The 24670-nt window shown below is 54.0% G+C and carries 16 protein-coding genes, 1 tRNA gene and 6 pseudogenes; 13 read left to right on the forward strand and 10 right to left on the reverse strand.

Features of this window, described 5'->3' with window-relative positions; genetic code table 11:
• The 8 genes from BCA33_RS12635 to BCA33_RS12665 all read right to left on the reverse strand — a co-directional run.
• Window positions 1-1278: DEAD/DEAH box helicase family protein (locus BCA33_RS12635; RefSeq protein WP_254774375.1), on the reverse strand; the 1278-nt coding region annotated here is incomplete at its 3' end.
• A 185-nt stretch (window positions 1279-1463) separates the two neighbouring features.
• Window positions 1464-3128: an RNA-binding domain-containing protein gene (locus tag BCA33_RS12640; RefSeq protein WP_071266367.1), complete on the reverse strand. Its 1665-nt coding sequence runs from the start codon at window positions 3126-3128 to the stop codon at window positions 1464-1466.
• Between the two features lie 11 nt (window positions 3129-3139).
• The gene (locus BCA33_RS12645; protein WP_254774376.1) at window positions 3140-4681 is read right to left on the reverse strand and encodes a site-specific DNA-methyltransferase; all 1542 of its coding nucleotides are present in this window, start codon (window positions 4679-4681) and stop codon (window positions 3140-3142) included.
• Between the two features lie 5 nt (window positions 4682-4686).
• Window positions 4687-5019, reverse strand: coding sequence for a hypothetical protein (locus tag BCA33_RS21870; protein ID WP_254774377.1), 333 nt, complete (start codon window positions 5017-5019; stop codon window positions 4687-4689).
• A 10-nt stretch (window positions 5020-5029) separates the two neighbouring features.
• Entirely contained in the window at window positions 5030-5794 is a 765-nt protein-coding gene (locus BCA33_RS12650) for a DUF4391 domain-containing protein (protein ID WP_071266369.1), read from the reverse strand.
• A complete protein-coding gene (locus BCA33_RS12655; protein WP_071266389.1) occupies window positions 5791-9063 on the reverse strand; it encodes a helicase-related protein in 3273 nt (1090 codons plus the stop codon). The genes BCA33_RS12650 and BCA33_RS12655 overlap by 4 nt, the downstream gene beginning before the upstream one ends.
• A gap of 615 nt (window positions 9064-9678) precedes the next feature.
• A tRNA-Arg gene (locus BCA33_RS12660) sits at window positions 9679-9755 on the reverse strand.
• Window positions 9756-9854: 99 nt separating this feature from the next.
• Window positions 9855-10394 (reverse strand): YaeQ family protein, encoded by a 540-nt coding sequence (locus tag BCA33_RS12665; RefSeq protein WP_071266371.1) that lies wholly within the window; start codon window positions 10392-10394, stop codon window positions 9855-9857.
• A gap of 75 nt (window positions 10395-10469) precedes the next feature.
• On the opposite strand from BCA33_RS12665, the gene BCA33_RS12670 reads away from it, so the two are divergent.
• From BCA33_RS12670 to BCA33_RS12725, 12 genes and pseudogenes are all read left to right on the forward strand, one after another.
• Window positions 10470-10835 carry a CidA/LrgA family protein gene (locus BCA33_RS12670; protein ID WP_071266373.1) on the forward strand — a complete coding sequence of 122 codons (366 nt, stop codon included), beginning with the start codon at window positions 10470-10472 and terminating at the stop codon, window positions 10833-10835.
• Window positions 10828-11549 (forward strand): annotated as a pseudogene (locus tag BCA33_RS12675) (LrgB family protein). The gene BCA33_RS12670 and the pseudogene BCA33_RS12675 overlap by 8 nt, the downstream one beginning before the upstream one ends.
• A gap of 422 nt (window positions 11550-11971) precedes the next feature.
• Window positions 11972-13278: pseudogene (locus tag BCA33_RS12680) on the forward strand (ABC transporter substrate-binding protein).
• An 82-nt stretch (window positions 13279-13360) separates the two neighbouring features.
• Complete coding sequence (locus tag BCA33_RS12685) at window positions 13361-14410, forward strand: ABC transporter permease (RefSeq protein ID WP_071266375.1); 1050 nt, start codon at window positions 13361-13363, stop codon at window positions 14408-14410.
• Window positions 14407-15339 carry an ABC transporter permease gene (locus BCA33_RS12690; protein ID WP_071266377.1) on the forward strand — a complete coding sequence of 311 codons (933 nt, stop codon included), beginning with the start codon at window positions 14407-14409 and terminating at the stop codon, window positions 15337-15339. Before BCA33_RS12685 ends, BCA33_RS12690 begins: the two co-directional genes overlap by 4 nt.
• 6 nt (window positions 15340-15345) lie before the next feature.
• Window positions 15346-16355 (forward strand): annotated as a pseudogene (locus BCA33_RS12695) (ABC transporter ATP-binding protein).
• Window positions 16352-17362 (forward strand): ABC transporter ATP-binding protein, encoded by a 1011-nt coding sequence (locus tag BCA33_RS12700; protein WP_071266379.1) that lies wholly within the window; start codon window positions 16352-16354, stop codon window positions 17360-17362. Before BCA33_RS12695 ends, BCA33_RS12700 begins: the two are co-directional and overlap by 4 nt.
• Before the next feature lie 114 nt (window positions 17363-17476).
• Window positions 17477-18390: pseudogene (locus tag BCA33_RS12705) on the forward strand (LysR family transcriptional regulator).
• Window positions 18383-19673, forward strand: a pseudogene (gene pepQ / locus BCA33_RS12710) (Xaa-Pro dipeptidase). The pseudogenes BCA33_RS12705 and pepQ overlap by 8 nt, the downstream one beginning before the upstream one ends.
• Before the next feature lie 98 nt (window positions 19674-19771).
• Window positions 19772-19978, forward strand: a complete 207-nt coding sequence (locus BCA33_RS12715; RefSeq protein WP_071266381.1) for a bacterioferritin-associated ferredoxin — start codon at window positions 19772-19774, stop codon at window positions 19976-19978.
• Window positions 19979-20144: 166 nt separating this feature from the next.
• Window positions 20145-20621 carry a bacterioferritin gene (bfr, locus tag BCA33_RS12720; RefSeq protein ID WP_071266383.1) on the forward strand — a complete coding sequence of 159 codons (477 nt, stop codon included), beginning with the start codon at window positions 20145-20147 and terminating at the stop codon, window positions 20619-20621.
• Window positions 20622-20630: 9 nt separating this feature from the next.
• The gene (locus BCA33_RS12725) at window positions 20631-21983 is read left to right on the forward strand and encodes a phosphomannomutase (RefSeq protein ID WP_071266385.1); all 1353 of its coding nucleotides are present in this window, start codon (window positions 20631-20633) and stop codon (window positions 21981-21983) included.
• Window positions 21984-22030: 47 nt separating this feature from the next.
• Here the strand turns inward: BCA33_RS12725 and BCA33_RS12730 are convergent, their stop codons facing one another.
• The gene (locus tag BCA33_RS12730) at window positions 22031-23107 is read right to left on the reverse strand and encodes a phospholipase A (protein WP_254774378.1); all 1077 of its coding nucleotides are present in this window, start codon (window positions 23105-23107) and stop codon (window positions 22031-22033) included.
• A 597-nt stretch (window positions 23108-23704) separates the two neighbouring features.
• Between BCA33_RS12730 and BCA33_RS12735 the strand changes: the two genes are divergently transcribed.
• Entirely contained in the window at window positions 23705-24118 is a 414-nt protein-coding gene (locus BCA33_RS12735) for a cytochrome c5 family protein (protein WP_071266387.1), read from the forward strand.
• A 130-nt stretch (window positions 24119-24248) separates the two neighbouring features.
• Here BCA33_RS12735 and BCA33_RS12740 read toward each other — a convergent pair.
• Window positions 24249-24670: pseudogene (locus BCA33_RS12740) on the reverse strand (3'-5' exonuclease); the annotation flags it as partial.

Below are 24670 nucleotides of genomic sequence, written 5' to 3' on the forward strand. Positions count from 1 at the left end.
CCTTGATGCCCTGCACGAACAATTGTTTCTCGCGGTCCAAATGGGCTTGATGGTTTCGCGAATCTGGATGCGGCGAATATCCCGCTCAGACACATCACCGCTGGCTTCACCTGCTTTTAATACCAATCCGTTAGTGAATTCTACGGTGTCCGTGGTGGCGTCGATTTGGCTGATGGTAAAGCCGTCACGGTATTGGTCCAGCTCGCCGGACACTGTGAACAGATCATCCCGAAACGAAAAACGACGCACCTGACGCTTTATTTCCCCGGATTTCAGCTGCACTTCCAGTTCGATTCGTGCGACCGGGGCCTGCTTGGATATGTCGATGCCTTCCAGAAACAGGTAAGCATTGGTGCCAGCCAGCCCGCGCGTTTGAATGCCGCGCACGGCGATTTTTTTGACCAGCTTCTGGTTGTAGGCGTCCAGCGCATCCAAACGGTGAATCCGATTGTGCTGAGTGCGGTGGGTCGCCGAGTAGCGCAGAATCGCCAATGGCTTGAACTGAGGTAAGGCCTCCATGGTGGCGTTACCTTCCATCTTTTGAGGTTCATCCAGAATCAGGATTGGCCGATTGGCGGCAATCACATCAATGGGCTTGCGCGACTGAAAATCATCCAACTCAATATTAATGCGCCGGTTGTCTGCGCCTCGGGCGTTGAACGCCTGAATGTTCATCACCATCACGTTAATGCCGGCGTCAGAGGAAAAGCTCTCCAGCTCATGCAGGCGCTTGGAGTTGTAGATGAAGAAACGTGCCTTCTTGCCGTAGCTCTCGGTGAAATGCTCAGCTGTAATGTCCAGCGACTTATACACCCCTTCGCGGATAGCGATGGAGGGCACCATGATGATGAACTTGCTCCAGCCATAGCGCTTGTTCATCTCGAAGATGGTTTTGATGTAGCAGTAGGTTTTGCCGGTACCCGTCTCCATCTCCACATCCAGGTGGATACGTGTGGCGGCTAAGGCATCCTTTTTATAAGCAGCCTTAACCGGCACGCGGTTGGCCTTTTTGTCGTAGGTGGTGAAACCACTGAGCGACTGAGACACAGGCAGGTTCTGGCGGCGCTGGACCGATTGTATGTTTTCTAGTAACTGAGTGTCATTGAGGGCTAAATCGGCGTTCTTGAAGCCGTCTTCGTCAAAGGCGCTGGTTTGCGAGCTCTGGCCAGGGTCAATGCGGTAGGTCAGGCCATCAAATAGGGGTTGCCCGGCGAAGCAGTCCACTACCGATTCAACGGCATTGGTTTGATAGGCCTGGGTTTTGAATTTGAGCTTCATTCGCTCAGTGCTCCTGATTATTTGTGGAGCCTCTGAGCTCCAAATCGCAGTTAATAGAGTGCAAAACGCCATTTGCGCTCCACAACGTCATGTTGCTCTTTGCAGGCTTTCTGCATAACCATAGCTGCAAAGAGGTTTAAGTTGTTGATTAGTATGAGTGTGAGTGGGCTTCTCTTTGCAGAACTCTAAGTTCTCTTTGTTAATTCCCAACATGACGCCGTGTCTGACCCCGTATTCACAATCACCTTTCGGCGACGTAGTTTTGTTAATAAGGTGCTGACTTTTATGTATTTCTGCTTTTCGCTAAGCGCGTCGCTGAGTTTGTCTAGCAATAGCCTGTTAACTTCTGCACGGCTGGCTTGCCCGAACTTTTCCAAATAGTCTGTGAGTAGCTTGGCGTAGAATTCATCATCTTGTGGGCGATTACGTATGTAGTCCACCTTGTCTGCAGTGGCTTTGGCGACACTCGCAGATACACTTACATTCGGTTTGCGCCCCTCAACCAGCCCTGCTCGCCGCAGGCGGGTGAGAGCTTCATCGGGAATCGGCAGCTTTTTCTGAACCCGGTCCAGCGCCAGCACATCCGCCAGTGGCAGATCGGTTTTCTGGATCAACAGCCTGCTATACGCTGGGTCAACAACGCCACCATAAAGGGTCAGCTTTACGGAGTCTGGGCTTTGTAAATCATAGTCTGGCAACGGGAAGTAACGCCGGGCCTGGCCAACGTACATATCGTGTATTCCGTAGCCCATGGTGTCGATCATATTCAGTTCGGCCATGGCCTGAGTCAGGAAGGGGTTGCGATAGCGGCGGGGTGTCTGGTTGCCCTCCATGTAGTCGCCCGGTGCGCCCTCGTAGAAGTTACCTTCATTTTCAAATACCAACCGGTCTGGCTGTTCGATTACCAGCACCCGGCCATTACACGTGTAATCCTGATGGGCAATGCAGTTGTGCAATGCTTCAAGCACAATTTTTTGATCGTACTTGGATATTTCAATAGGCAGCAGCTCGTCTTGCGGCAGCAGCCGCAACTGGATATTGCGAATGCGCTGATATAGCAGCGTTGTCGTCAGCAGAAAAGGTGGTGCAAAGTGTTGGTAAGCACGCTCGGTGCCTTCCAGTTTCCAGGTCATCTGTGCCGGGTGCGGAGACAAGTGCCAAGCTGCCTCGGGCTTGCCCAATAGTAATAGAGCTGTCCGTGTAACGTTGCCGTTCTGGGTAATGCGCGCCCGATCAAGGAAGGTTGGCAGCGGCCAGCCCATGACAACATCGGTGCTGAAGCGATTGGCGTACTTCTGGGCGAAGGCCTCGCGTGCTTTACGCAGTGCAGCCTCATCCAGGTCAGCCAGGCTGGCGGCTGGCACCAGTTGCGCGCTCCAGTCTTGCGCCAGGGTTTGCTGACGAATCTCGTCCTGCTTATCCAGCCCAAGAGAGCCAAGGCTTTCACCAGCGCGGGCGTGGTAGTGCCCTTTCCAGGCAATGGGAATGCCCCGCGGGGCTGCGGGTATTTCAAACAACAAAACTCGGCCATCTGCGTGTTGCAATACATGGATATCACGGAAGGTGATGCTGGGCTCGGTGCTTTGCGCCACTTGCTGTTTCAGGCCATGCAGGCGTTCGGGTTCGTCGCGATAGTTTGTTCCCACTACACCACGGGTTTTATTGCTAACGCCAAACACCAGCCAGGCACGCTCCTGCCCGCGCAGATTGGCTTCATTGCTGAGGGCGGAAAAGTATTCACCAATCTTGCTGGTGTCGTAGTCTTTGCTGGCTTCCTTGAACTCGACAACTTCGTTTTCCCAGGCGTGAATCAAGGCCTCAAGTAGCGTATTCAGGGCTAACGGCTCCATGCTGCGGCTCCTTAGAGGCTTCTGACTTCGGTGCTGGGCGACAGCTGCTGGAAAACCTGCTCTACGTTGATCTTCACGGCATCTGAGGCGAATCCATTGTCGCGGAACACCACGCGCAGCGGCTCGTGCCGTGCCAGCTCCTTAACCAACTCTTCAGTCACGCCGCTGTCAAAGCAGGCCACCAGCGCATTGTCGTCGACAAAGAACACCGTTTTGCCTTGTATGTCTTCACGACGAATCGGCAGTGTTAAATCCACGCCCCAGTCTACCAGTACCTGGAACAACAAATCCTCTGGCGTGCGGTCGGGTTTAACATTGTCCACCGCTTCAAGCAGGTCAGCTTGTGACACCTCATCGGGGCGATAGTAGACGTCCTTCATGTTCGAGGTGTCCACCTTGAGTACGCGGAAGCCAACATCGCGGTTCCAGTCAGGGTGACAGTCGCCCTCTAGGGTCTTCTTTCCAGCGCGCCGAATGCGTTCTTTGGAAATTTCAGCGATGTTCTTGTATCCAGCCTGCCACGCAGTTGAATCCTCATCAGTGGCCTCTGGGAGCTGAATTGTAATCGTTTTTCGATTTCCGCCATCTTCAGCGTTGAGTTGCAATGTAGCGTGGGTAGTAGTCGCAGACCCAGCAAAAAAATCGAGGACAATTGAGTCCGCTTCAGTTGCTAGGTGTAACACACGTTTCAACAACCGAACCGGCTTGGGTGTATCAAAAACCGCTGCTTCTGGAAAAAGCTCGTTAATCTCCTTTTTGCCCTCTTGGTTGTGTCCGACTTCGCTGTATTTCCAAATTGTCTGGCAAGCCGTTCCTTGCTTAACCTCTGAGAGGAACCTTTTTACTGCGGGTACATTGTTGCCATCAGCCCCGAACCAAATTCGGTTGTCTGCAATCATCTTCTCGAAAACTTCCTTCGTGTATACCCAGCAGCGCCCATTAGGCAAAGTATGCGTTTTCCCGTTGGGAGAAGTTGCTTCATAGAACTGGCTTTTTGTTCCGTGGCCAGCTTGGGCTGTTGCATCTGCAGGCTTCCAAACCCCACGCGGGTCACTATCGAGATTTCTATAGCGAGCGTTCATCGCCTCCGTGCGTTCCAACAGCTTTGGATACCAGTTGAGCTTATCTTTGGCATAGACCAATAAGAAATCGTGGGATTCTGAGAACCATTTCACGGCATTCTGAGGGCTATAGCGTTTTTCCCAAATAATCGTATTGATAAAGTTCTGACTGCCAAACACCTCGTCGCATATACGTTTCAGGTTCGCTTGTTCATTGTCATCAATGCTGATGAAAATCACGCCGTCATCACGCAGCAAGTTCCGTGAAAGTTGAAGCCGAGCGTGCATCATGCTCAACCAGTCGGAATGGAATCGACCATTGCTTGTTGAATTAGCAACTAATCGATTGCCCAGATTATCCTTCTGATTAGACCTTTGCTGAAACTCTACTGAACTCTCCGCAAAATCGTCAGCGTAAACAAAATCCCCGCCCGTGTTATAAGGTGGGTCGATGTAAATCAGCTTGACCTTTCCAAGGTAGTTTTCTTGCAAAAGTTTTAGGCTTCTAGGTTATCGCCTTCGATGAAAAGGTTTTGCGTGGAGTCAAAATCTAGGCTTTCATTGCGTGTGGGGCGCAAGGTTTTTGCGATGGGAGCGTTTGAGGTCATTAGGGCTTCTCGCTTCCCCGGCCAGTCCAACCGATAACGCTCCTGCGGCCCTTCCACAATAGAATCACTCAGCTCTTGCCGCAGGCTGTCAAAATCCACCGCCAGTCTCAGCTTACCTGTTGCTTCATCCCGCGCCTCGGTCACACAGCCAGGAAATAACCCACGAATTTTGGCAATGTTGTCCTGGCTCAGGTCAGGGCTGTGCATTTTCAGTTTATCCATTACATCTCTCTCAATAGCTGGCGGAAGCGACCTGTTGTTGAGTCAGTCGCTTCAGTGTCTGTCTGGCTTCGCGCAGCTCGGCATTGATGGCTACGCGCTTGTTGAATTGTTTCTCACGGCGCAGCCGCGACTGGATTCGCTCGATTTCTTTATGTTGAGCCGCGAGGGTGTCTGCCAGTGCAATGCGCTGTTCCAGTGATAGCCGCTCTGATTCATCGGCATGATCCGCTGGTGTAGAGGCTGCATCTTTGACTTCAGGAAACCCTGTTGCCGTCGCTGGTGCTGGATAGGCTAACCGGGCATCGACCAGCGGGCTCAGCAGGCGTTCATACAGCGCAGCCATATCCAGTGCCATGGGCAGGGGGTGGCGCGGTGTTTGTTCGGCCAACCAATCTGTTTCGAAGTAATTGCCCACTACCCAACGGTGGGCATCTGAATCGCTAGGGCGTTTGTAGGCTGCAGCCAGTTTAGTGCGTCCGTTGTTAATCAGCTCGAAGATTAGCGGAAAGGGTATGGCTCGGTCGATGGCCTTTAGTAGGTCTTGGTCAAGACTGCTGCCTTTGAGTGTTACCCGAACGATTTGAATCTCCGTCACTGTTGCCGTGGCAGGCAAGTTGACGGTCTCCGGAGCCAGTTTGTAGGCCCAAATGATCTGCTCCACCTGTTGCACGAAGCGCTCTTTCAACGCACTGCTGGCGGAAGCATGTTCGTAGATCTTGCTTTTGGGTATCACACGGCCAAAAGCGGCTGCCTTGGGCCAGGCAAACAAGGTCATGCAGCGGGCCCTTCGATCACCAGGAATGCAATCAGCTCAAAATCATCCAGCCCCTTAATAGTGGTGGTTAAGGCGGTGGTGTGGCCGCCTCCAAACAGGCTGTCGATGTCGTTTTCGTCCTTGACGTCGATCATGCTGCGAATGGCTTTGTTTAGCAGGTCGGAGTAGTGCTGCATGTCGCGACCGTCCTGAGTGCGCTGGTTAAACAGCCGACACAGGTCGCGGATCGGTTCGGCCTTGCCCTTGCAGCTGGTACGAACCAGATCAAGCAGGCGTTTCACTTCTGTGTGGTCTGCGATCACCTCGCCGTGGTCGTCAACATACACCAGATAATAGGGGTGCAGGCGGTTTTGCTGGTTAACGTTTACGCTGTGATGAATGTTCTTCAGAACGAATATCACGCCTGGCTCCAGGCCCATCTGTGATTGCGAGGGAACAATCGCGTGCATGCCAAGGGGGGCGTTTTCCAGGTCGCCATGTTCTTTCACGTAATTGAGCAGGTCCATTCGGAAATCGTTGAGGCCCAGGTCGGTAATCGAGACGCCCGCTTTGACGTCTTCCAGCTCAATGACTTCGTCTTGCAGGCGTTTGAGCTGCTCCTTCCGGTAGGCTATTTCGCTGGACTTGGCCGTGAGTACGTTGTCGTCGCCGGTGGCAGTTACGTCCGCGATCACCATGCGGTTTTCCACTCGTTCTTTGAGGTTGATGTACTCGTCCAGGCTGATATCCGGCCAGTAGTTAACCAGCTGTATTTGTTGATTGGGTGAGCCTATGCGGTCAATCCGGCCAAAACGCTGGATAATGCGCACTGGGTTCCAGTGAATGTCGTAATTGATCAGATAGTCGCAGTCCTGCAGGTTCTGGCCTTCGGAGATGCAATCTGTGCCGATTAGAATGTCTAATTCGCCCGGCTCATTCGGGAGTGCGGTGGCTTTTTCCTTGGATAGCGGCGAGAACAGGGTGAGTAGGCTTTGGAAATCGTAGCTCTTGTGCAGCGTCGATTTGGGCGGCCCGGACCCCGTCACTTTGCCAACGTGTAGCCCCAGTTTCCGGGCGATGGGGGCCAAGTTGTCGTACAGGTAGTTGGCGGTGTCTGCAAAGGCGGTGAAGATCAGTACTTTGCGATTGCCTGGGTTGAGGGGGTGCTCGAGTTTGCTATTGATTAGCTGAAGCAAGTGCTGGAGCTTGGCATCATCGCCAGGTGTGACTTTGCGCATGGCTTCGAGCAGGTCGTCGATCAGGATTAGGTCGGTGGTTAAGTCATGGCGCCAAGAGGGCAGATCCATGTCAGCCAGGCTGATTTGTACTTTCTTTCCGACCGTAAACTCATCCAGCCCACTCAGGTCTTCGTCGTCGCCGTCAAAGCTACTGGCATCGTCTAAATAATCTTTGATCTGAGTTGCCTGGCCATTAGATTCAAACGACTCAATGGCCTCCAGCGTGCAGGCAATGTTGCCTTTGAGTGAAGCCAGCGTGAGGCGGAAGGCCGCTACCGAGCTTTCCAGCCGTTTGAGTAGGTTGGTGGTCATCAGTGCTTGTAAGCTGTGCTCGCGGTCGGCCTGACGAAGCTTACCTCTGCCGCCCTCAACATGGGTGTCGTACAGCTCTTCGTATTTGCGTAAGCGGCTTGGGAGGATGTAGCTAATGGGCGCATACACGGCCAACTTGAGCGCCGACAACTGGGTAAAAATATGGTTGAGTTCTGCAACGTCCGCGCGCTCGGTGATTGGGCAATGGAACGACAGTGGCTTGCGCCGCTCCGGGAATGGGCCAATATCCGTGGTGTCGTAAAAGGTCTGTATGTGTTTGCGTGAGCGGGCGATGGTCACTGAATCCAGCAGCTCGAAAAAATCGAAATCCAGCGTCCGAAGAATCGAGGCGGCGGTTCGCTCTTCTGGGGGTAGTGCAGACCAGTCATTAAACGCCTTTTGGGCGCGGCGGAAAATTTCTTCTACGCTGCTATCTGTTTTCAGGTGTTTACTGAGCGTTTCGGACTGCCCTTCATAGGCCAGTGCCAGTTGATTGCGCAGGTCGGCGAAGCGGTTGTTAACCGGTGTGGCGGAAAGCATCAGCACTTTGGTTTTTACGCCAGCGCGGACAACTTTGTTCATGAGTTTCTGGTACCGCGTTTCTCGGTCTTTGTAGACGTCGTTGTTGCGGAAGTTGTGTGATTCGTCGATCACCACCAGGTCGTAGTTGCCCCAGTTGACTCGGTTCAGTGGAATACCAAAGGATTCGCCCGAGGTGCGTGAAAGGTCTGTGTGGCACAGCACGTCATAATTGAAACGGTCTTTGGCGAAGATGTTGGTTGTGAGGTTGCTGTTGTAGTTGCGCCAGTTGTCCGCCAGTTTCTTCGGGCATAGCACCAATACCGATTTATTGCGCAGTTCATAGTATTTGACGACCGCCAGGGCCGTGAAGGTTTTGCCCAGTCCCACACTGTCGGCCAGGATGCAGCCGTTGTAAGTTTCGAGCTTGTTGATGATGCCGGTCGCTGCATCCTGCTGGTAATTGAAGAGTTTGTTCCAGACCAGGCTCTCGCGATATCCCGTGAGGTCGTTGGGCAGTACGTCCTCATCAACATCTTCCAGGAAGTCCCGAAAAATGTTGTAGAGCATGATGAAGTAGATCCGCTCGGGGGCGTTTTCCTGATAAATCGATTCGATGTGGTCGCAAATTGCAGCAGTGACGTCATCAACTTTTTCAGGGTCGTTCCAGATCTGGTCAAACAGTTGTAGATAGGTTTGCGCGTGCGTCGGTTCGTCCATGCGGGTGACAAAGTTAGACATGGCGTTGCCTTGCTGGTAGCCCAAGTCCACCGCTGTAAAGCCATTGACCGGCATGTAGGCGACGCCCCCTTCTCTTTTAGCCACATGGATGAAGGGTTGCATTGGTGCCTTGGTCTTGTTGGAGCGAAACCTGGCTTTTTGGCGTATCCACTGAGCGCACTCACGAGCTACGGCACGCTGAGTGAGTTTGTTGCGCAGCTGGATTTCAAACTCGGTGCCGAAAATTGTACTTTCGCGCTGGGATTTAGGGATAAAGAACTCCCGGCGTTCCTTTCTCAGGTGGTCGGTCACTTCGTTGGGCACAAAAGTAGGGGCAGTAAACACGAACTGCAGGCTCTCAACTCCTGACAATTCAGCCTTGAGTGCCTCGAAGGCATAGATCGAAAAGCAAGAGGCGGCAATTTTAAGGCGTGTACCCGGCTTGATCGTTTCCTTTAGATCATCGCCCAGTAGGTGATTGATGTTGTCGATCATCTCCAAAACCTGCCCTCCCGTGGGCATGCCAGCCTGGCTTGTAATACGAAGTAGTGGTGCCGCCTAGTCTCATCGCAGGCGGTGGCTCTGCAAGGCTGGCGAGTTGTTTCGCCTTGTTGCTAGCGTATATGTATAGGTTGCCTGCAGTTTATGTGGGTGACGGGGGCGGGGCAAGGCATCCTCCGGTCTCAAGATGTGGGGCTCGGCTTAATATTGCTCGATCTGGGAGGGAGAGCTGAGGTACGCACTGTCTTGGTACGCATCCTGGTGCGCACGGAAATCAGAGTTTTGGTGGGGGTTTAGGGGCTGGGCTTCTAAAAACTTTTCCGAGGACAGTTGGTATCCAGGGTCTGGGTATCCAGAGTGGTAACCACAGAATCCGTTGGATTAACTTGGTTACCAAAAGAGGTTACCAAGGTTGGTTACCACCGAAAGCCATGATTTCAGACTAAGGCTGTCGCAACTACCGAACTCTTCCTTATTTGGCTGGAAAGGATTTGGTGGCCCCGTACATGGCCCGTTGATTCCCCCGAGTGTCACCTAATATGTCACCTAGAGCAGCCCAAAACGAAAAACCGCCACTCGGCATGACCCGTAAGCGGCGGTTTTTACTGAAATTTTTGGTGCGCCCAGCAGGATTCGAACCTGCGACCCCTGCCTTCGGAGGGCAGTACTCTATCCAGCTGAGCTATGGGCGCATTCGAGATTAGCGACTGTGCGTCAATTTCGAGTGCGCAATCTTACGTGTGCGGACGCACTCTGTCTAGCCCCGGCACATTGATGGCCCCGGCCTGTTGTTACGGGAAAAGGGCCGTGGGTGTTATGTTCACCAGCGCACCTTCATTGCTAAAGGATACCTCGCCATCCTGAATGGATACCTGGAAGTTCATGTTGCGCTCCACTAGCTCAGCGAGAGCTTCTGTGGATTCGCTGGGCAGTTCAATAATCTTGAGGTTACGGAAGCGGCTCAGCTTGTTTTTGTGCTTTTCCAGCCATACGGGCACGGCGCGAGCACCGTACGCGTAAAGAATAACCTGGCGTGAACGGTTGCAGGCTTTGCGTAGCCGACTCTCGTCGGGCAGGCCCAGTTCAATCCACAACTCAATCTCATCACTCAGGCTTTTTTGCCAGAGCTCGGGCTCGTCGTCTGTGCTCAGGCCTTTGGTAAACTCTAGTCCTTCGCGGGCGTTCAGGGCAAAGGCCAGAAGGCGTATCATCATGCGCTCGTCGTTTTCAGACGGGTGCTGGGCAAGGGTGAGCTGATGATCCGCATAATAGTGCCTGTCCATATCGGCAATATTGAGCGTAGCTTTGAAAATGGTTGCTTTGAGCGCCATGGCGATCCTGCATTGGTATCAAGATGTGAGTTTGAGCTAGTGTAATGCAATTCTCTGGGTGATGAGCATGACGACATGTCGATGTTGCGCGGTTTTTTAATACTGGTTTTATTTTTCCTTTTGGGTGAAGCGTTGCGGGTGGTGTTTTTGATACCGGTCAGCGGCGGAGTGCTAGGTATGATCCTGATGACGTTTACGCTGATGCTGCGAGGCAGGGTAAGTGACGCGCTGGCCTCGGCCAGCCAGGCCCTGATCTCAGTGCTGGTATTGCTGATTATGCCGGGTGTGGTTGGGGTGTTCTTTATGGCCTCGCAGTTCTCTGGGCAGTGGCTGGCTGTTTCGGCTGCATTGCTATTGGGCACTTTCCTGAGCGTGCTTACGACTCTATTGCTAATGAAAAGCGTGGTGCGTTTGTCTGCGCGGAGCGAGGGAAATGACTGAGCTTATTGAACGCTTTATCGCCATCCCTGACATTTTGTCGACCAGCCCAATGTTCGCAATTGGGTTAACGTTGAGCGCGTTTTTTGCCGGTAACTGGCTGTTTGCCCGTTTTGGCAGGCCTTTGTGGATGCCTCCGGTGGTGCTCTCTGCCGTAATGCTGGCGGTGGTGATTGCGGTTTTGTCGGTGGATTACGTTCGTTATCAGGAGGGTGCCTTCTGGATAACCGTGCTGCTTGGGCCGGCAACGGTGGCTCTGGGGATTCCTCTGTATCAACAAATTCACCACATACGGGCCATGTGGCTTCCGATCGTTGTTACGTTGCCTCTGGCGGCCACGCTGGCAGCGGTTTATGCAGTGGTGATTGCGTGGGCGCTGGGCGCCACACCCGAGGTGCTAGCCTCGCTGGCGCCCAAATCTGTGACCGCCCCGATTGCGATCGGCATCACTAACCAACTGGGTGGTTCTGTGCCCTTGTTGATGGGTGGTCTGTTGATAACCGGCGTGGTTGCGACTCTGTTTGTGGATCTGCTGGCGAAATGGCTGCCGGTTGAAGATGAGCGCATCCTCGGGTTTGCTCTTGGCCTGAATGGCCATGCCATCGGAACGGCCAGGGCATTTGAGATCAGCATACCGCTGGCGCCTTTGCCTCTCTGGGCATGGGGCTTACGGGTGTGTTTACCGCGCTTATATTGCCTCTGGTGTTTCGTCTGTAGAAGCTTGCCCGGGCCGCCTGGGCAAGCCGTCATTCAGTTCACGAATAGCCGCAAGTTGTAATTTCGATTGCCGTCAGTAGTTTCCGCGACTAATTTCTACTAAAGACGTCTGGGGCGCCTGAGCTCGGTGTGCCGTTAAAACTCGCAAAACAACAACGGAAAATACAATGAAAAAACTACTTGCAGCTATCGTCGGGACTATGGCGCTGGCCACGGCTCCTGTTGCTCTGTCTGCCGAGGCGACAAAAGAGCTCAAAATGGCGTTCGACGCCGATCCGGTTACCCTCGATATTCACGAGCAACTCTCCGGGGGCACTCTGCAGTTGTCCCATATGTCCTTTGATCCACTGGTTCGGTGGACGAAAGATCTTGGTTTTGAGGCCCGCTTGGCAGAAAGCTGGGAGCGTGTTGATGACAAAACCATGCGCTTCAAACTCCGTGAAGGGGTCAAGTTCCATTCGGGCAACGAGCTTACCGCCAAGGATGTGAAGTTCACCTACGATCGCCTGAAGGAAAGCCAGGATTTCAAGGCCATCTTCAAGCCGTTCAGTGGCATTAATGTCATTGATGATTACACCTTTGAGCTGGCTACCAGCGAGCCGTTCCCATTGCTGTTAAATACCGCCACTTACATCTTCCCGCTGGACAGTGAGTTTTATTCTGGCGAGACAGAGGATGGCAAGAAGAAAGATGCCATTCAAAAGCACGGAAACTCATTTGCCTCCGAGCACCTGTCGGGCACTGGCCCCTTCACGGTCACGTCGCGCCAGCAGGGTGTGCGCATGGAATTTGAGCGCTTTGCGGATTACTGGGATGAAGACTCCCCCGGCAACGTAAAGAAAATCGTCCTAACCCCCATCAAGGAAAACAACACGCGCGTGTCTGCGCTGCTGTCTGGCGGAGTGGACTTTATCGCCCCGGTACCGCCTACGGACTTGGCTCGCATCAAGCGTGATAAGAACTCGGATCTGGTTACCATGAGCGGCACCCGCATTATCCTGTTCCATTTAAACCAGGATAAGGTCGAAGCTTCAAGGATCCGAAGGTACGCCAGGCCGTTGCTTATGCCATCAACCAGGAAGGCATTGCGGCCAAAATCATGAAAGGCTTTGCCACGCCTGCGGCTCAGTTGTCACCAGCTGGCTATCAGGGCCACAACGAATCCCTGAAACTGCGCTATGACGTGAAAAAAGCCCAGCAGCTGATGAAAGAAGCCGGGTACGAGGATGGTTTTACCATCACCATGATGGCGCCTAATAACCGCTACGTGAACGACGACAAGATCGCACAGGCGGCAGCGGCCATGCTGGCCCGCATCAACATCAAAGTGGATCTCAAAACACTACCCAAGGCGCAGTACTGGCCCGAGTACGACAACCGCTCGGGAGACATAATGCTGATTGGCTGGCATGCAGACACCGAGGATTCCGCTAATTTCTATGAGTTTCTGACCTTCTGCCCGGATGCCGACAGCGGCGCTGGCCAGTATAACGCCGGCAACTACTGCAACCCGGAAATCGACGCACTGGTTGAAAAGGCAAGCGTTGAAACCGATGTGGATAAGCGCACCGCCATGCTGCAGGAAGTGGAACAGCGCCTGTACGACGATGCCGCTTTTGTGCCGTTGCATTGGCAGGATCTGGCGTGGGCCAGCAAGAAAAACGTGAAGATTGAGCCGATTCTGAACGTGATGAACTTCCCTTATCTGGGTGATCTGGTCATAGAGTAACGGGGGAACTTACCCCTTCTCTCCAAACCTCTCTCCCGCAAGGGGAGAGAGGCTTTAATTACTCATTAACGGTAAATTCTTCATGTTAGCGTTTTTGGTTCAGCGAATATCCCAGGCAGTGGTGGTCATGTTCGTGATCAGCGTGATCGCGTTTGCTATTCAGGATGGCCTGGGGGATCCGCTTCAGGAAATGGTCGGTATGTCCGTTTCCCAAGAGGAGCGGGAAGCCCTGCGCGATGAGTTGGGGCTGAATGATTCCATGGTGGTTCAGTACCTGCGCTTTGCCGGCAACGCGATTCAGGGGGATCTGGGCAACTCCTATTTTTATGGTAAGCCAACTCTCGATGTGATTGCGGAGCACCTTCCGGCCACGCTGGAGTTAGTGATCGGCGCCAGCTTGATCATCATGCTGTTGTCCGTGCCTATCGGCGTTTATGCCGCCATCCGGCCGCAGGCCTTGTTATCCAAGTTCTTTATGGGTGTGAGCACTGTTGGGATATCCATCCCGGTATTTCTCACAGCCATCGTACTCATCCAGATATATTCCATTGGTGTGACCGTCGAGTGGTTCCCCGCAGATACCGGTTGGGGTTCGTGGCTGAACGGCGCGTTGACAACCGAAGGCGGTTTGCCGTCCTATGGCCGCGGTGATGACCTCACACATCTGTTTGGAACCTGGAACTCCGGCTTTTTCTCAAACCGCGGCTTGATGCACCTAGTGCTGCCTTGTGTGTCTCTGGCCTCCATCATGTTGCCGCTGTTTATCCGCCTGATTCGCGCAGAAATGATGGAAGTGCTGCAAAGCGACTACATTCGTTACGCTCGGGCCAAAGGCTTGAGTGCGGTGCGGATTAACTTTCTTCACGCTCTCAAGAACACCATGCTGCCGGTCATCACTGTAGGTGGTGTGCAGATCGGCGTGATGGTGGCTTATACGATTCTTACAGAAACCGTTTTCCAGTGGCCCGGTGTCGGGCTGATGTTTTTGGAGGCCATCACTCGCAGTGATATTCCTCTTATCGTTGCCTACTTGATGGTTGTGGGCCTGATTTTTGTGATCACCAACACGCTGGTGGACCTAGTGTACGGGTTGGTGAACCCCACGGTTAAACTGACAGGTAAGAAAGCATGACAACAGCGACTCTTTCACGCTGGGATCGCTTTCGCGAGTCCTTCCTCTGGTACAGTTTTAAGCGCGACAAGGTGGCGATTGTAAGCTTTCTCGTGCTGCTACTTATGGTGCTTGCGGCCATTTTTGCGCCTCTGCTGGCACCCACGGATCCCTACGATCTGGCACTGATCAATATCATGAACTCGGAAATGCCGCCGGTGGGGATGCAGGGTGCAGACGCTGCGTTCCCTTTGGGCACAGATGCCCAGGGCCGGGATATGCTCTCCACCATTTTGTACGGCACGCGGGTGTCTCTGCTGATTGGTTTTGGCGCGGTGGTGCTGCAGGCGGCGCTGGGTATTCTGTTTGGGCTGCTGGCGGGCTACCTGGGTGGCCGGGTGGATTCCATCCTGATGCGCATTGCCGATGTTCAGCTCTCGTTCTCCACCTTGATGGTGGCCATCATTGTGGGTGCGGTATTCAAGGCCAGTTTTGGTAGCCTGATGTTTGGTGAAATCGCCATTTACATGCTGATTTTTATCATTGGTGTAGCCGAATGGCCGCAGATTGCCCGCACCGTACGGGCGTCTGTGCTGGCGGAAAAAAAGAAGGAATACGTGGATGCCGCCAAGGTGATGGGTTTTCGCACCAACCGCATTATGTTCCGCCATATTCTGCCCAACACGCTGTCTCCGATTTTTGTTATCGCCACTGTGCAGATCGCCAACGCGATTATTTCCGAAGCGGCACTGTCGTTTTTGGGGCTAGGTATGCCTGAAACCCAGCCGTCCCTGGGCTCGCTGATCAAATCCGGTTTTGATTACATACAGAGCGGATCCTGGTGGATTACGCTTCTTCCCGGCTTGGTGTTGGTTGTGCTCGTGTTGGTCATTAACCTGCTGGGTGACTGGTTGCGAGATGTCATGAACCCTAGGCTGTACAAGGGCTAAAGAACCATGAAAAGCGACACGCCATTGTTGGAAGTAAAAAATCTGGATGTTCGGTTTGCTGTACGCGGCGGTGACCTGACAGCTCTGCGCGGTATCAGCTTTAGCCTCGATAAGGGTGAGCGGCTGGGTCTGGTGGGGGAGTCTGGCGCCGGTAAATCCGTAGCAGCTTTCTCGATTCTTAACCTGATTGCACGCCCAGGCTATATAGCTGGCGGGCAGATTCTGTTTGAAGGTCGCGATCTGGCTGCCATGAGCGAGCGGGAACTGCGCAAGATTCGCGGTAACCGCATTGCCATGATTTTTCAGGATCCGATGATGACGCTTAACCCGGTGCTGAGCATTGGCACCCAGATGGTTGAGGCCATCAAGCACATCGTCGGATCCGCACGAAAGCGGCGCGGGATATTGCGCTGAGCAAGCTGCGCAAGGTGCAGATCCCTTCGCCAGAAAAACGGCTTGATCAGTACCCTCACGAGTTGTCGGGTGGTATGCGCCAACGGGTAATTATTGCCATTGCCTTACTGCTGGACCCTGAGATTATCGTTGCCGATGAGCCCACCACCGCGCTGGATGTCACCATACAGGCGGAGATCATGGCGCTGCTGTTGGATCTGTGCGAACAGGAAAATGTGGCGCTAATGCTGATCACTCACGATCTGGGTGTTGTCTCCCAGGTTACCCAGCGCATGCTGGTGATGTACTCCGGCCGTATTATTGAGCAGGGCCCCACGCGAGAGATCATAAACGATGCCCAGCACCCCTATACCCAGGGGTTGATCAATGCATTGCCGCAGCTGGGTGAGCCAGGTGCGCGGCTGTTCCAGATCCCTGGATCCATGCCGTCCCTGAAAAACGTACCCACTGGCTGTCCGTTCCACCCACGCTGCACGTTTGCGACCGATCAATGCCGGCAAACCATGCCCGAGTATGTGCAATCCGGCAGCGTAGATGTGGCGTGTTACGAGGTCAGCAACCTGATTGAGCGGGAGAAGCGCATGCAGGAGGCCGAATCATGACCTCCCCACTGGTAGACATTCGCGGGCTGGAAAAACGGTTTGATCTGTCTGGTAGCCTGCTGGAGCAGATTACCTTCAACAATGGCCGGTTCCACCGAAAGCACGAAGCTGTTCATGCCATTAACGGTGTTGATCTGCAGGTACACAAGGGCGAGGCGTTGTGTGTGGTGGGCGAATCTGGCTGCGGTAAGTCTACGATTGCTCGCACTGTGATGGGGTTGTTGTCGCCCAGCGCGGGAGAGGTTCACTACGGTGGCCAGCGCATCGATAACCTGAAAGGCCGGGATGTGCTGCCGTATCGTCGTAAAATGCAGATGATATTTCAGAACCCCTATGCCTCTCTGAATCCCCGAATGACGATTCAGCAAACTTTGGAAGAGCCGATTCATTTCCACCAGCCAGAATTGGCGCGCAGCGAGGTGCGTGGCAAGGTTCAGGAGGTTATGGCGTCTGTGGGGATAGATCCGGATTGGGGCAGCCGGTTCGGTCACGAGTTCTCCGGCGGCCAGCGCCAGCGTATCGCCATTGCTCGTGCTCTGGCGGTAGATCCTGAGTTTATCGTGGCAGATGAGCCCATCTCGGCACTGGATGTATCCATTCAGGCGCAAGTGCTGAATCTGCTGATGGATGCTCAGGAAACCCGCAATCTGACCTACCTGTTCATCACCCACGATCTGGCAGTGGTTGAGCACTTTGGCACGCGAGTGGCGGTGATGTACCTCGGGCGGGTATGTGAGCTGGCGGATACCAAAACCCTGTTTGCGGAACCACGACACCCATACACCCAGGCGCTGCTCTCGGCTATACCCAAACTGGAAGACGACAGGCCCAATTACATTCGGCTGCAGGGGGAAGTGCCAACGCCAGTGAACCTGCCATCTGGCTGTGTATTTCATGGCCGTTGCCCGTATGTTAATGAGCGTTGTCGCCAGGAAATCCCTCAGCTGATCGCCACCGATGGTGGCGCGCAGGTAGCTTGCCATGCAGTAGAGGAAGGGCGGTTGTAAATGAGCAGGTTTTAAGAGTGCGGGTGCAATGGGCTATGATGCGCGCAGTGAAATAGCCTTTAAGAAACCGTCACCCGTCAACTGCACTTTTACCTGTCATTCGCTGGGGAGCCCATGGAAATACGTTGGCTGGAAGACTTCATGGCGCTGGCCCGCACGCGCCATTTTTCCCGCGCCGCTGAATTGCAGCATGTAAGCCAGCCCACGTTCAGCCGCCGTATCAAGCTGCTGGAAGAGGCCATGGGAGCTACATTGGTTAACCGCCAGACTCTGCCCTTATCCCTGACACCCGCCGGCGAACGGTTTTTTGATCTGTGCCAGCGGGTGACCCGAGATGTCCGGGAGGTGCGGGGCCAGATTACCGACATGGAGGCAGAGGAGTCGGCTCGCATCAGTGTGGGTTCAACCCAGGGGCTTTTTTCCCATTTTTATCAGGGTTGGGCCAGCGAAGTAGGCGTTGCAGACCGTCTTCAGTTGAACCTCAAGGCAACCAGTTGGGTGGGGGAGCAGTTTCTGGATGCGCTGGACAATGGCGAGTGTGATTTGGTGCTGTGTTACTGGCATCAGAATCTACCTGGGGCGACCGGTTGGGCCGAGGTGAGTACGAGTTCATCACTCTTGCTCGGGAGTGGCTGGTGCCGGTGAGCGTGGCGGCAGAAAACGGCGAGCCCCGATTCCCCCTGCCAGGAACCGCCGGCCAAACAGTGCCGCTGATTGCTTATCACTCACGGGGATTTTTGCAGTCTGCTATTGAAGCGCATCTGGCGCGCAGCAAAGAGCCGGTAAAACTGTTGCCGTTGAATGAGAACACCCAATCTGCAAGCATTAAGGCGCTGGTGAAGCAGGGCTTTGGCATGGGCTGGTTGCCCAGCCGGATGACAGAAAAGAGCGAGCACTTTGGCAGCCTTACGCGGGCCGGCGATGAATGCTGGGATGTGCCACTGGACATCCGTTTGGTTCGCCTACAGGAGCCCCGCTCAGACGACCTTTTAACCCTCTGGAAAACACTGGAAAACCAACATGCCTGAAACTGACCTGCTAGCCTTCAGATTGATCATTTGGGTATCCTGCAGAGCCGCTATGAACAGGTTCTGGAAGATCACGGCTATGACAGCCTGCTTATCAGTTCCGGCGCGGCCCCCACGCGCTACGGCGATGATCAGTCCTGGCACTTTCAGGCTATGGCCCGTTTCTGCACTGGACAGGGTTGGCCGGCTTTGAGCACGCCTGGCTGCTGATTCGCAAAGGGCAAAAGCCATTGCTTTCACTGTATCAGCCGGTCGACTTCTGGCACGCCAGCCTTGAGCTTGCACAGGAGCCCTGGCAAGGGGAGTTTGAACTTCGTTTCAGCGAAAGCCGGTCGGCGCCGGAGCTGAATGGTGTGAGCCAGCTAGCAATTATCGGAGATCCATCATTGCTGGCGGATCTGCCTGGTGATGAAAACCCGGGCGCCCTTTGCGCCGCGCTGGATGAAACGCGGGTGCACAAAACAGCCTACGAAATAGCCTGCCTGGCACGCGCCAACAAACTTGCAATGGCAGGCCACCACGCTGCCCGCGATGCGTTTTTGGCCGGTGCCAGTGAATTTGCAATCAATCTGGCCTACCAGCACGCAACCCAGCAGCGTGAGGTCGACGCGCCTTATCACAGCATTATCGGTGTGAATGACCACGCCGGCACACTGCACTATCAGTATTACGATACAGCCGCGCCTACGAAATCTCGCAGCTTGCTGATTGATGCCGGTGTGCGTTATCGGGGTTACTGTTCCGACATCACCCGCACCATTGCAGGCGTTGGGGAAGGGCGCTTTGCCGCACTGGTGCAGGGGCTTGAACAGTTGCAGTTCCGGCTGTGCAAGATGGTTGCCCCGGGCGTTGATTACCTGGATATCCACCGCAAAACCCACCAGGGCATCGCTGCGTTACTGAGTTCAGCGGGGCTGGTTAACGACCTGAGCGATGAGGATATGGTCGCTGAAGGTGTTACTCGAGCCTTCTTCCCCCACGGCATAGGGCACTTCCTTGGGGTTCAGGTACACGATGTTGCCGGCAAACCCGTACCACCTCCCGCAGATGCGCCTTTTTTACGCCTGCTGCGAACGCTGGAGCCCGGCATGGTGGTGACCATCGAGCCTGGGCTGTACTTCATTCCCTCCCTGCTGGAGCCGCTACTGTCAGGCCCTTTTGGGCGCCACATTAACCGTCCGTTGCTTGATGAGCTGCAGGGATGTGGCGGGATTCGGATAGAGGACAACGTGGTGGTAACGGACTCAGGGAGCCGAAACCTGACCCGGGAAGCCGAGGCCTGAAACAACCCATTGCACAAAATTAACACAATGGGGTTGCAATTCTGGATGCTAATGACAATAATTATCACTACCTTTAGTATCGATGGTGAGATTGCATTATGTACGTATGCCTTTGCCACGGAGTCACAGACCGGGATATCCGTGAAGCTGCAGATAACGGTGTTTCGTCCATGCGCCAGCTTAGTAAGGAGCTGGGCGTAGGCACTCAGTGCGGGCGTTGTGCCAGCACGGCGCGCGGCATACTGCGCGAAAGCCGATCGCCGGATTACCTGGCCCTCGCAAACCTGCTTGCAAGCCCCGCCTGACGCCTCGCGGGGTTTATTTCCTTTCTGCAATTTAGTAATGCGCCTGAACACGCTATCCTTGGTGGGTGACGAGAGAGCCTGGAAGGTTTTCTGAACCCGAACCAATCAGCCAAATGTGCCTTTCGTTAAAAGGCGTGTTAGTCGGCTGGGATTAAGGAGTGCTGCAATGAAAGGCGACAAGAAAGTTATTCAGTTTCTGAACAAAGTCCTTGCCAACGAACTGACGGCCATCAACCAGTATTTCCTGCATTCGCGCATGTATAAAGATTGGGGTATTACCAAGCTTGCGGCCAAGGAATACGAAGAATCCATCGACGAAATGAAGCACGCCGATCTGCTGATCGAGCGCATCCTGTTTCTGGAAGGCCTGCCCAACCTGCAAGATCTGAACAAGCTGATGATCGGCGAGAACGTTCAGGAAATGATCGAGTGTGATCTTAAAATTGAACACATTGCCCATGTGGATCTGAAAGAAGCGATTCTGCATTGCGAGTCGGTTCAGGACTTCACCAGTCGTGAGCTGTTCCGTAGCATTTTGGACAGCGAAGAAGAGCATATTGACTGGCTGGAAACTCAGCTGGAGATGATCAAGCAAATGGGCATTCAAAACTTCATCCAACTGCAATCTGCCGCTGCGGAGTAAATACCGACAATGGATCTGTCCTGCTTTAAAGCCTACGACCTACGCGGCCGTGTGCCGGATCAACTGAATCCGGCACTGGCCGAGCGTATCGGGCGCGCCTATGTGGAGATCACCGGCGCCAAGAAAGTCATTGTCGGCTACGACATTCGCCTCTCAAGCCACGAAATCACCGAAGCATTGAGCTCCGGCCTGATGGCTGCAGGCGCGGATGTATTCGATATCGGCTTGTGTGGCACGGAGCACGTGTACTTTGCTACCAGCCATTATGGAATGGACGGCGGCATTATGGTGACTGCCAGCCACAACCCCAAAGACCATAACGGCATGAAAATGGTCGGGCCGGAATCCCGCCCGATCAGCTCCGACAATGGCCTGAACGATATTCGCGACAGAGTGCGTGAGCCATTTTCTGACGCGCCGGTGCAGGGCAGGTATGAAACTCTGGAAGTCACCAGTGCCTACATAGACCACCTGCTGAGCTACATAGATGCGGCGGCCCTGGCCCCGATCAAAATTGTCGTCAACGCTGGTAACGGCGGCGCAGGGTTGGTGATCGATGAACTTGAAAAGCATCTGCCTTTCGAGTTCATCAAAGTGCACCACCAGCCAGACGGCAACTTCCCCCACGGCGTGCCCAACCCTATCCTCGAAGAAAACCGTGCGGCCACAGCCGACGCCGTCATTGAGCATGGCGCCACTATGGGTATCGCTTGGGATGGCGATTTTGACCGATGCTTCTTCTTCGACGAAAACGGTCGCTTTATTGAAGGCTATTACATCGTTGGCCTGCTGGCGGATCAGTTCCTGCGCAAAACCGGGCCTGGCAAAGTAATCCACGATCCAAGACTGATCTGGAACACCCAGGATTTGGTAGAAGCTGCCGGCGGCGAAGCCATCGAAAGCAAAACCGGCCACGCCTTCATCAAGCAGCGCATGCGCGACGAAGATGCCGTCTACGGCGGGGAAATGAGCGCGCACCATTACTTCCGGGATTTCGCCTACTGCGACAGCGGTATGATCCCCTGGTTGTTGCTCGCAGAGCGCCTATGCCAATCCGGCAAACCGTTCTCCTCATTGATTGATGCCCGCATCGAAGCTTACCCGGCCAGCGGTGAAATCAACCGCACCATCGACAACCCCCCTGAGGTTATCGCTGCCATCGAGGAAAAATACGGCGCCGACGCAAAAAGCGTCAGCTACGTAGACGGCCTCAGCGTGGAATTCGATAACTGGCGCTTCAATCTGCGCATGTCCAACACCGAACCCGTCGTTCGCCTGAACGTGGAAGCCCGTGCTGACATACCTTTGATGAAAGCGAAAACAGAAGAGTTGCTCGCAGAAATGGAGCGCTTGAATAAGTAGTTACTAGTGATTGGGTGCCGGGTCAGCTCGGCACCCAAGTTAAAAAGTCAAAGCCAGTCGTTCAACATAATCCCCAGTCCAAACCGCTCAATCCGATGATTGTAGTCAATCAGACTTTCCCCATATCCGTTGTAGTACTGGAAGAACCCCTTAATCGTGTCCCCCAACGGAAAGCTGTAACCAAACTCCATGGACGTGCGGTTGTCAGAGCGCAGATTATTCATAAGCTTCAGCGAAAATGTTCGATCCTCCGCAAGCTTGTAAACAATGTTGTAATTGGCGTGCCCCAGATAACTCTCAATATCCGCATTATCGTCTTTGCTGCTATCTGGAATCCGATACCAAGGCTCCACAACGAATAACCAACGACCATGGGTAAAGGCGGCGCTGGCCATAACCCGGTTCCAGCTTCGCGAACGGGGTTCCGACTGACCATTGGATTGATGATTGATGCCAAGCGTGACACCGGACAGAGCTACCGACCCCAGATTCCAATTCGTGTGGTGACGTAGGAAAATCTCTGGCTCGTAATTGGTCTCCCGAAAAGGTGCAGAATCATCCCGGTTATAGACCTGCCAGAACGAGCGCTGGGTATAGCCGAACCACAACGTCGTACGATCGTCCAGGAGCCCGGTTAGCAAAGGAACCTTGAAACTGATTTGATATTTAGCTTCTTCGTTCTCAAGCTCGTAATCGTAACCGGTAGCACCTAGCCTCGGGCTGACCGGAGTCTGGTTGGGGCTGTCCATCCAAGTGATTGGCATGATATAGGTCGGGCGATAGCTGATAAAACCACCCGAAAATGAAAACAGCGCCTTCTCCGCCTTCAGGTGCCGGTCTACTATGTTGGTCATTGCGCCGTTGTCGGGATTATCTTCGTTGGGCTCACCAACTGCATTTTTACGCCGCTCACGGCCTGGAGCAAGAGTGTCGGATGCCTGCTCTGCCTCCTCTACCTGCTCCTCGCTAGCCTGTTCACGGGCGGTTTTCGGATTGTTGAGGGAGTCATAGCAGGCAAGGCGTTGCACGCCCTCCTGGATCAACGCGCACTCTACCGGGGAGCGTTCCTGATCAGCCGCCGCTGGGCGTGCTTCCTCTGCTACCGTGAGCGCGGGCCAAAGCAGTGCAAGTACAGCGCCTTGAGGAGCTCTCGAAGTTAGAAATGTGATCATGTGCCAGGTCTCTTTAAGTAGCATTAAGCTAAGCCAGGTGCTGGCGATACCGTATATCCAGACACCCACCAGGGTGATAGCCAGCAATACAAATACAACCCTATGACGCAACTGGTTGGCAGCACTGGCTGCTACAACCCAACGTAGGTACATAAGGCCAATAAAACTGATAAAAACACAAAGGCTGGCAACCGCGGGTATCAGCAGCCACGCGGGGTTGATACTATGTTCCGGTTCCGCTTGGCTTGAAAACCAGCCCATGGAAGCCAGCAGCACTGCCAGAGCGCTGAACTCGATCGTCAAAAGCGTTTTGCGAAGCGGGTGTGGGGAGGGTTTCTCCGGGTTGTTCATGAATCGTTTCCTGGAAGTTCTGGATAAGCTGCAACATGGTAACCGGAAGGCCAGGGAGAGTCTCCACGCTTACGAAATGGCAATGGAAATGGTGGAAATCAATTTATGATTTTGCTATTCGGTTTTGTTGCCGGAGTTCAGTCGCTATAATGCGGCAACCAAAGATTATAACGCTCAAATGCGAGGTGCATTGTGAAGATGAAGAGAGTCCTGGCTGTCGTATTGCTCGGTTTTAGCATTACTGCCGGCGCCGTTATGGCAAGTGTTGATGATGAAATTCGTGCGCGTATTCAACCCGTTGGCGAAGTATGCTTGCAGGGTGATGAGTGTGGTGCAGCCGCGGCGGCATCAGAATCGGCCAGCTCCGGCCCCCGCTCCGGCAGTGAGGTATACGATGCCGTATGCATGGCGTGTCACACCACAGGCGCAGCAGGCGCGCCGGTAATTGGTGATGCTGGTGCTTGGGCTCCTCGCGTTGACCAGGGCATGGAAACCCTTATTAGTCATGCCGTGAATGGCTATAACGCCATGCCAGCCAAAGGCGGATGCGCCAACTGCCCGGATGAGGAAATCGAAGCTGCGGTGGAGCACATCGTGGCTGAGAGCAAATAGAGCCAAAGCTCTTATCGTTAAAAACCCCGCAGCAGCGGGGTTTTTGCTTTCAGAGTCCCAGGTCGCCAAGCAGGGCACTTAATGTTGCCTTGCCTTTTTTCTGGTTGGCTTCGACGTCCAGATCCCCGGTGCCCTCCCAGCGTACGTCCTCTTGCGGTAACTCATCCAGAAACCGGCTGGGAATGGTTTCGATTTTCTCGCCATACTGCCTGCGCTGGGCAGCGTAAGTTAGGGTCAGAGTCTCTTTTGCGCGGGTAATCCCAACGTACATCAGGCGCCGCTCCTCCTCAACATTGCCTTCTTCAATGCTGGAACGATGGGGCAGGATCTCCTCCTCCAGCCCAAGAATAAACACGTGAGGGAACTCCAGCCCCTTAGACGCATGCAGTGTTAATAGCTGCACCTTGTCGCTGTCGTCGTCTTCTTCCTTTTGTTCCATCATGTCGCGCAGAATTAGCTTGGTAATGGCGTCTTCTATGCCCAGCTCATCCGCAGTGCCCTTGCCGTCCTCCAGCATGCGCTGGATGGAGTCCACCAAGAACCAGATGTTTG

It is taken from the genome of Marinobacter sp. AC-23 (genome assembly GCF_001858325.1).
Classification (GTDB): domain Bacteria; phylum Pseudomonadota; class Gammaproteobacteria; order Pseudomonadales; family Oleiphilaceae; genus Marinobacter.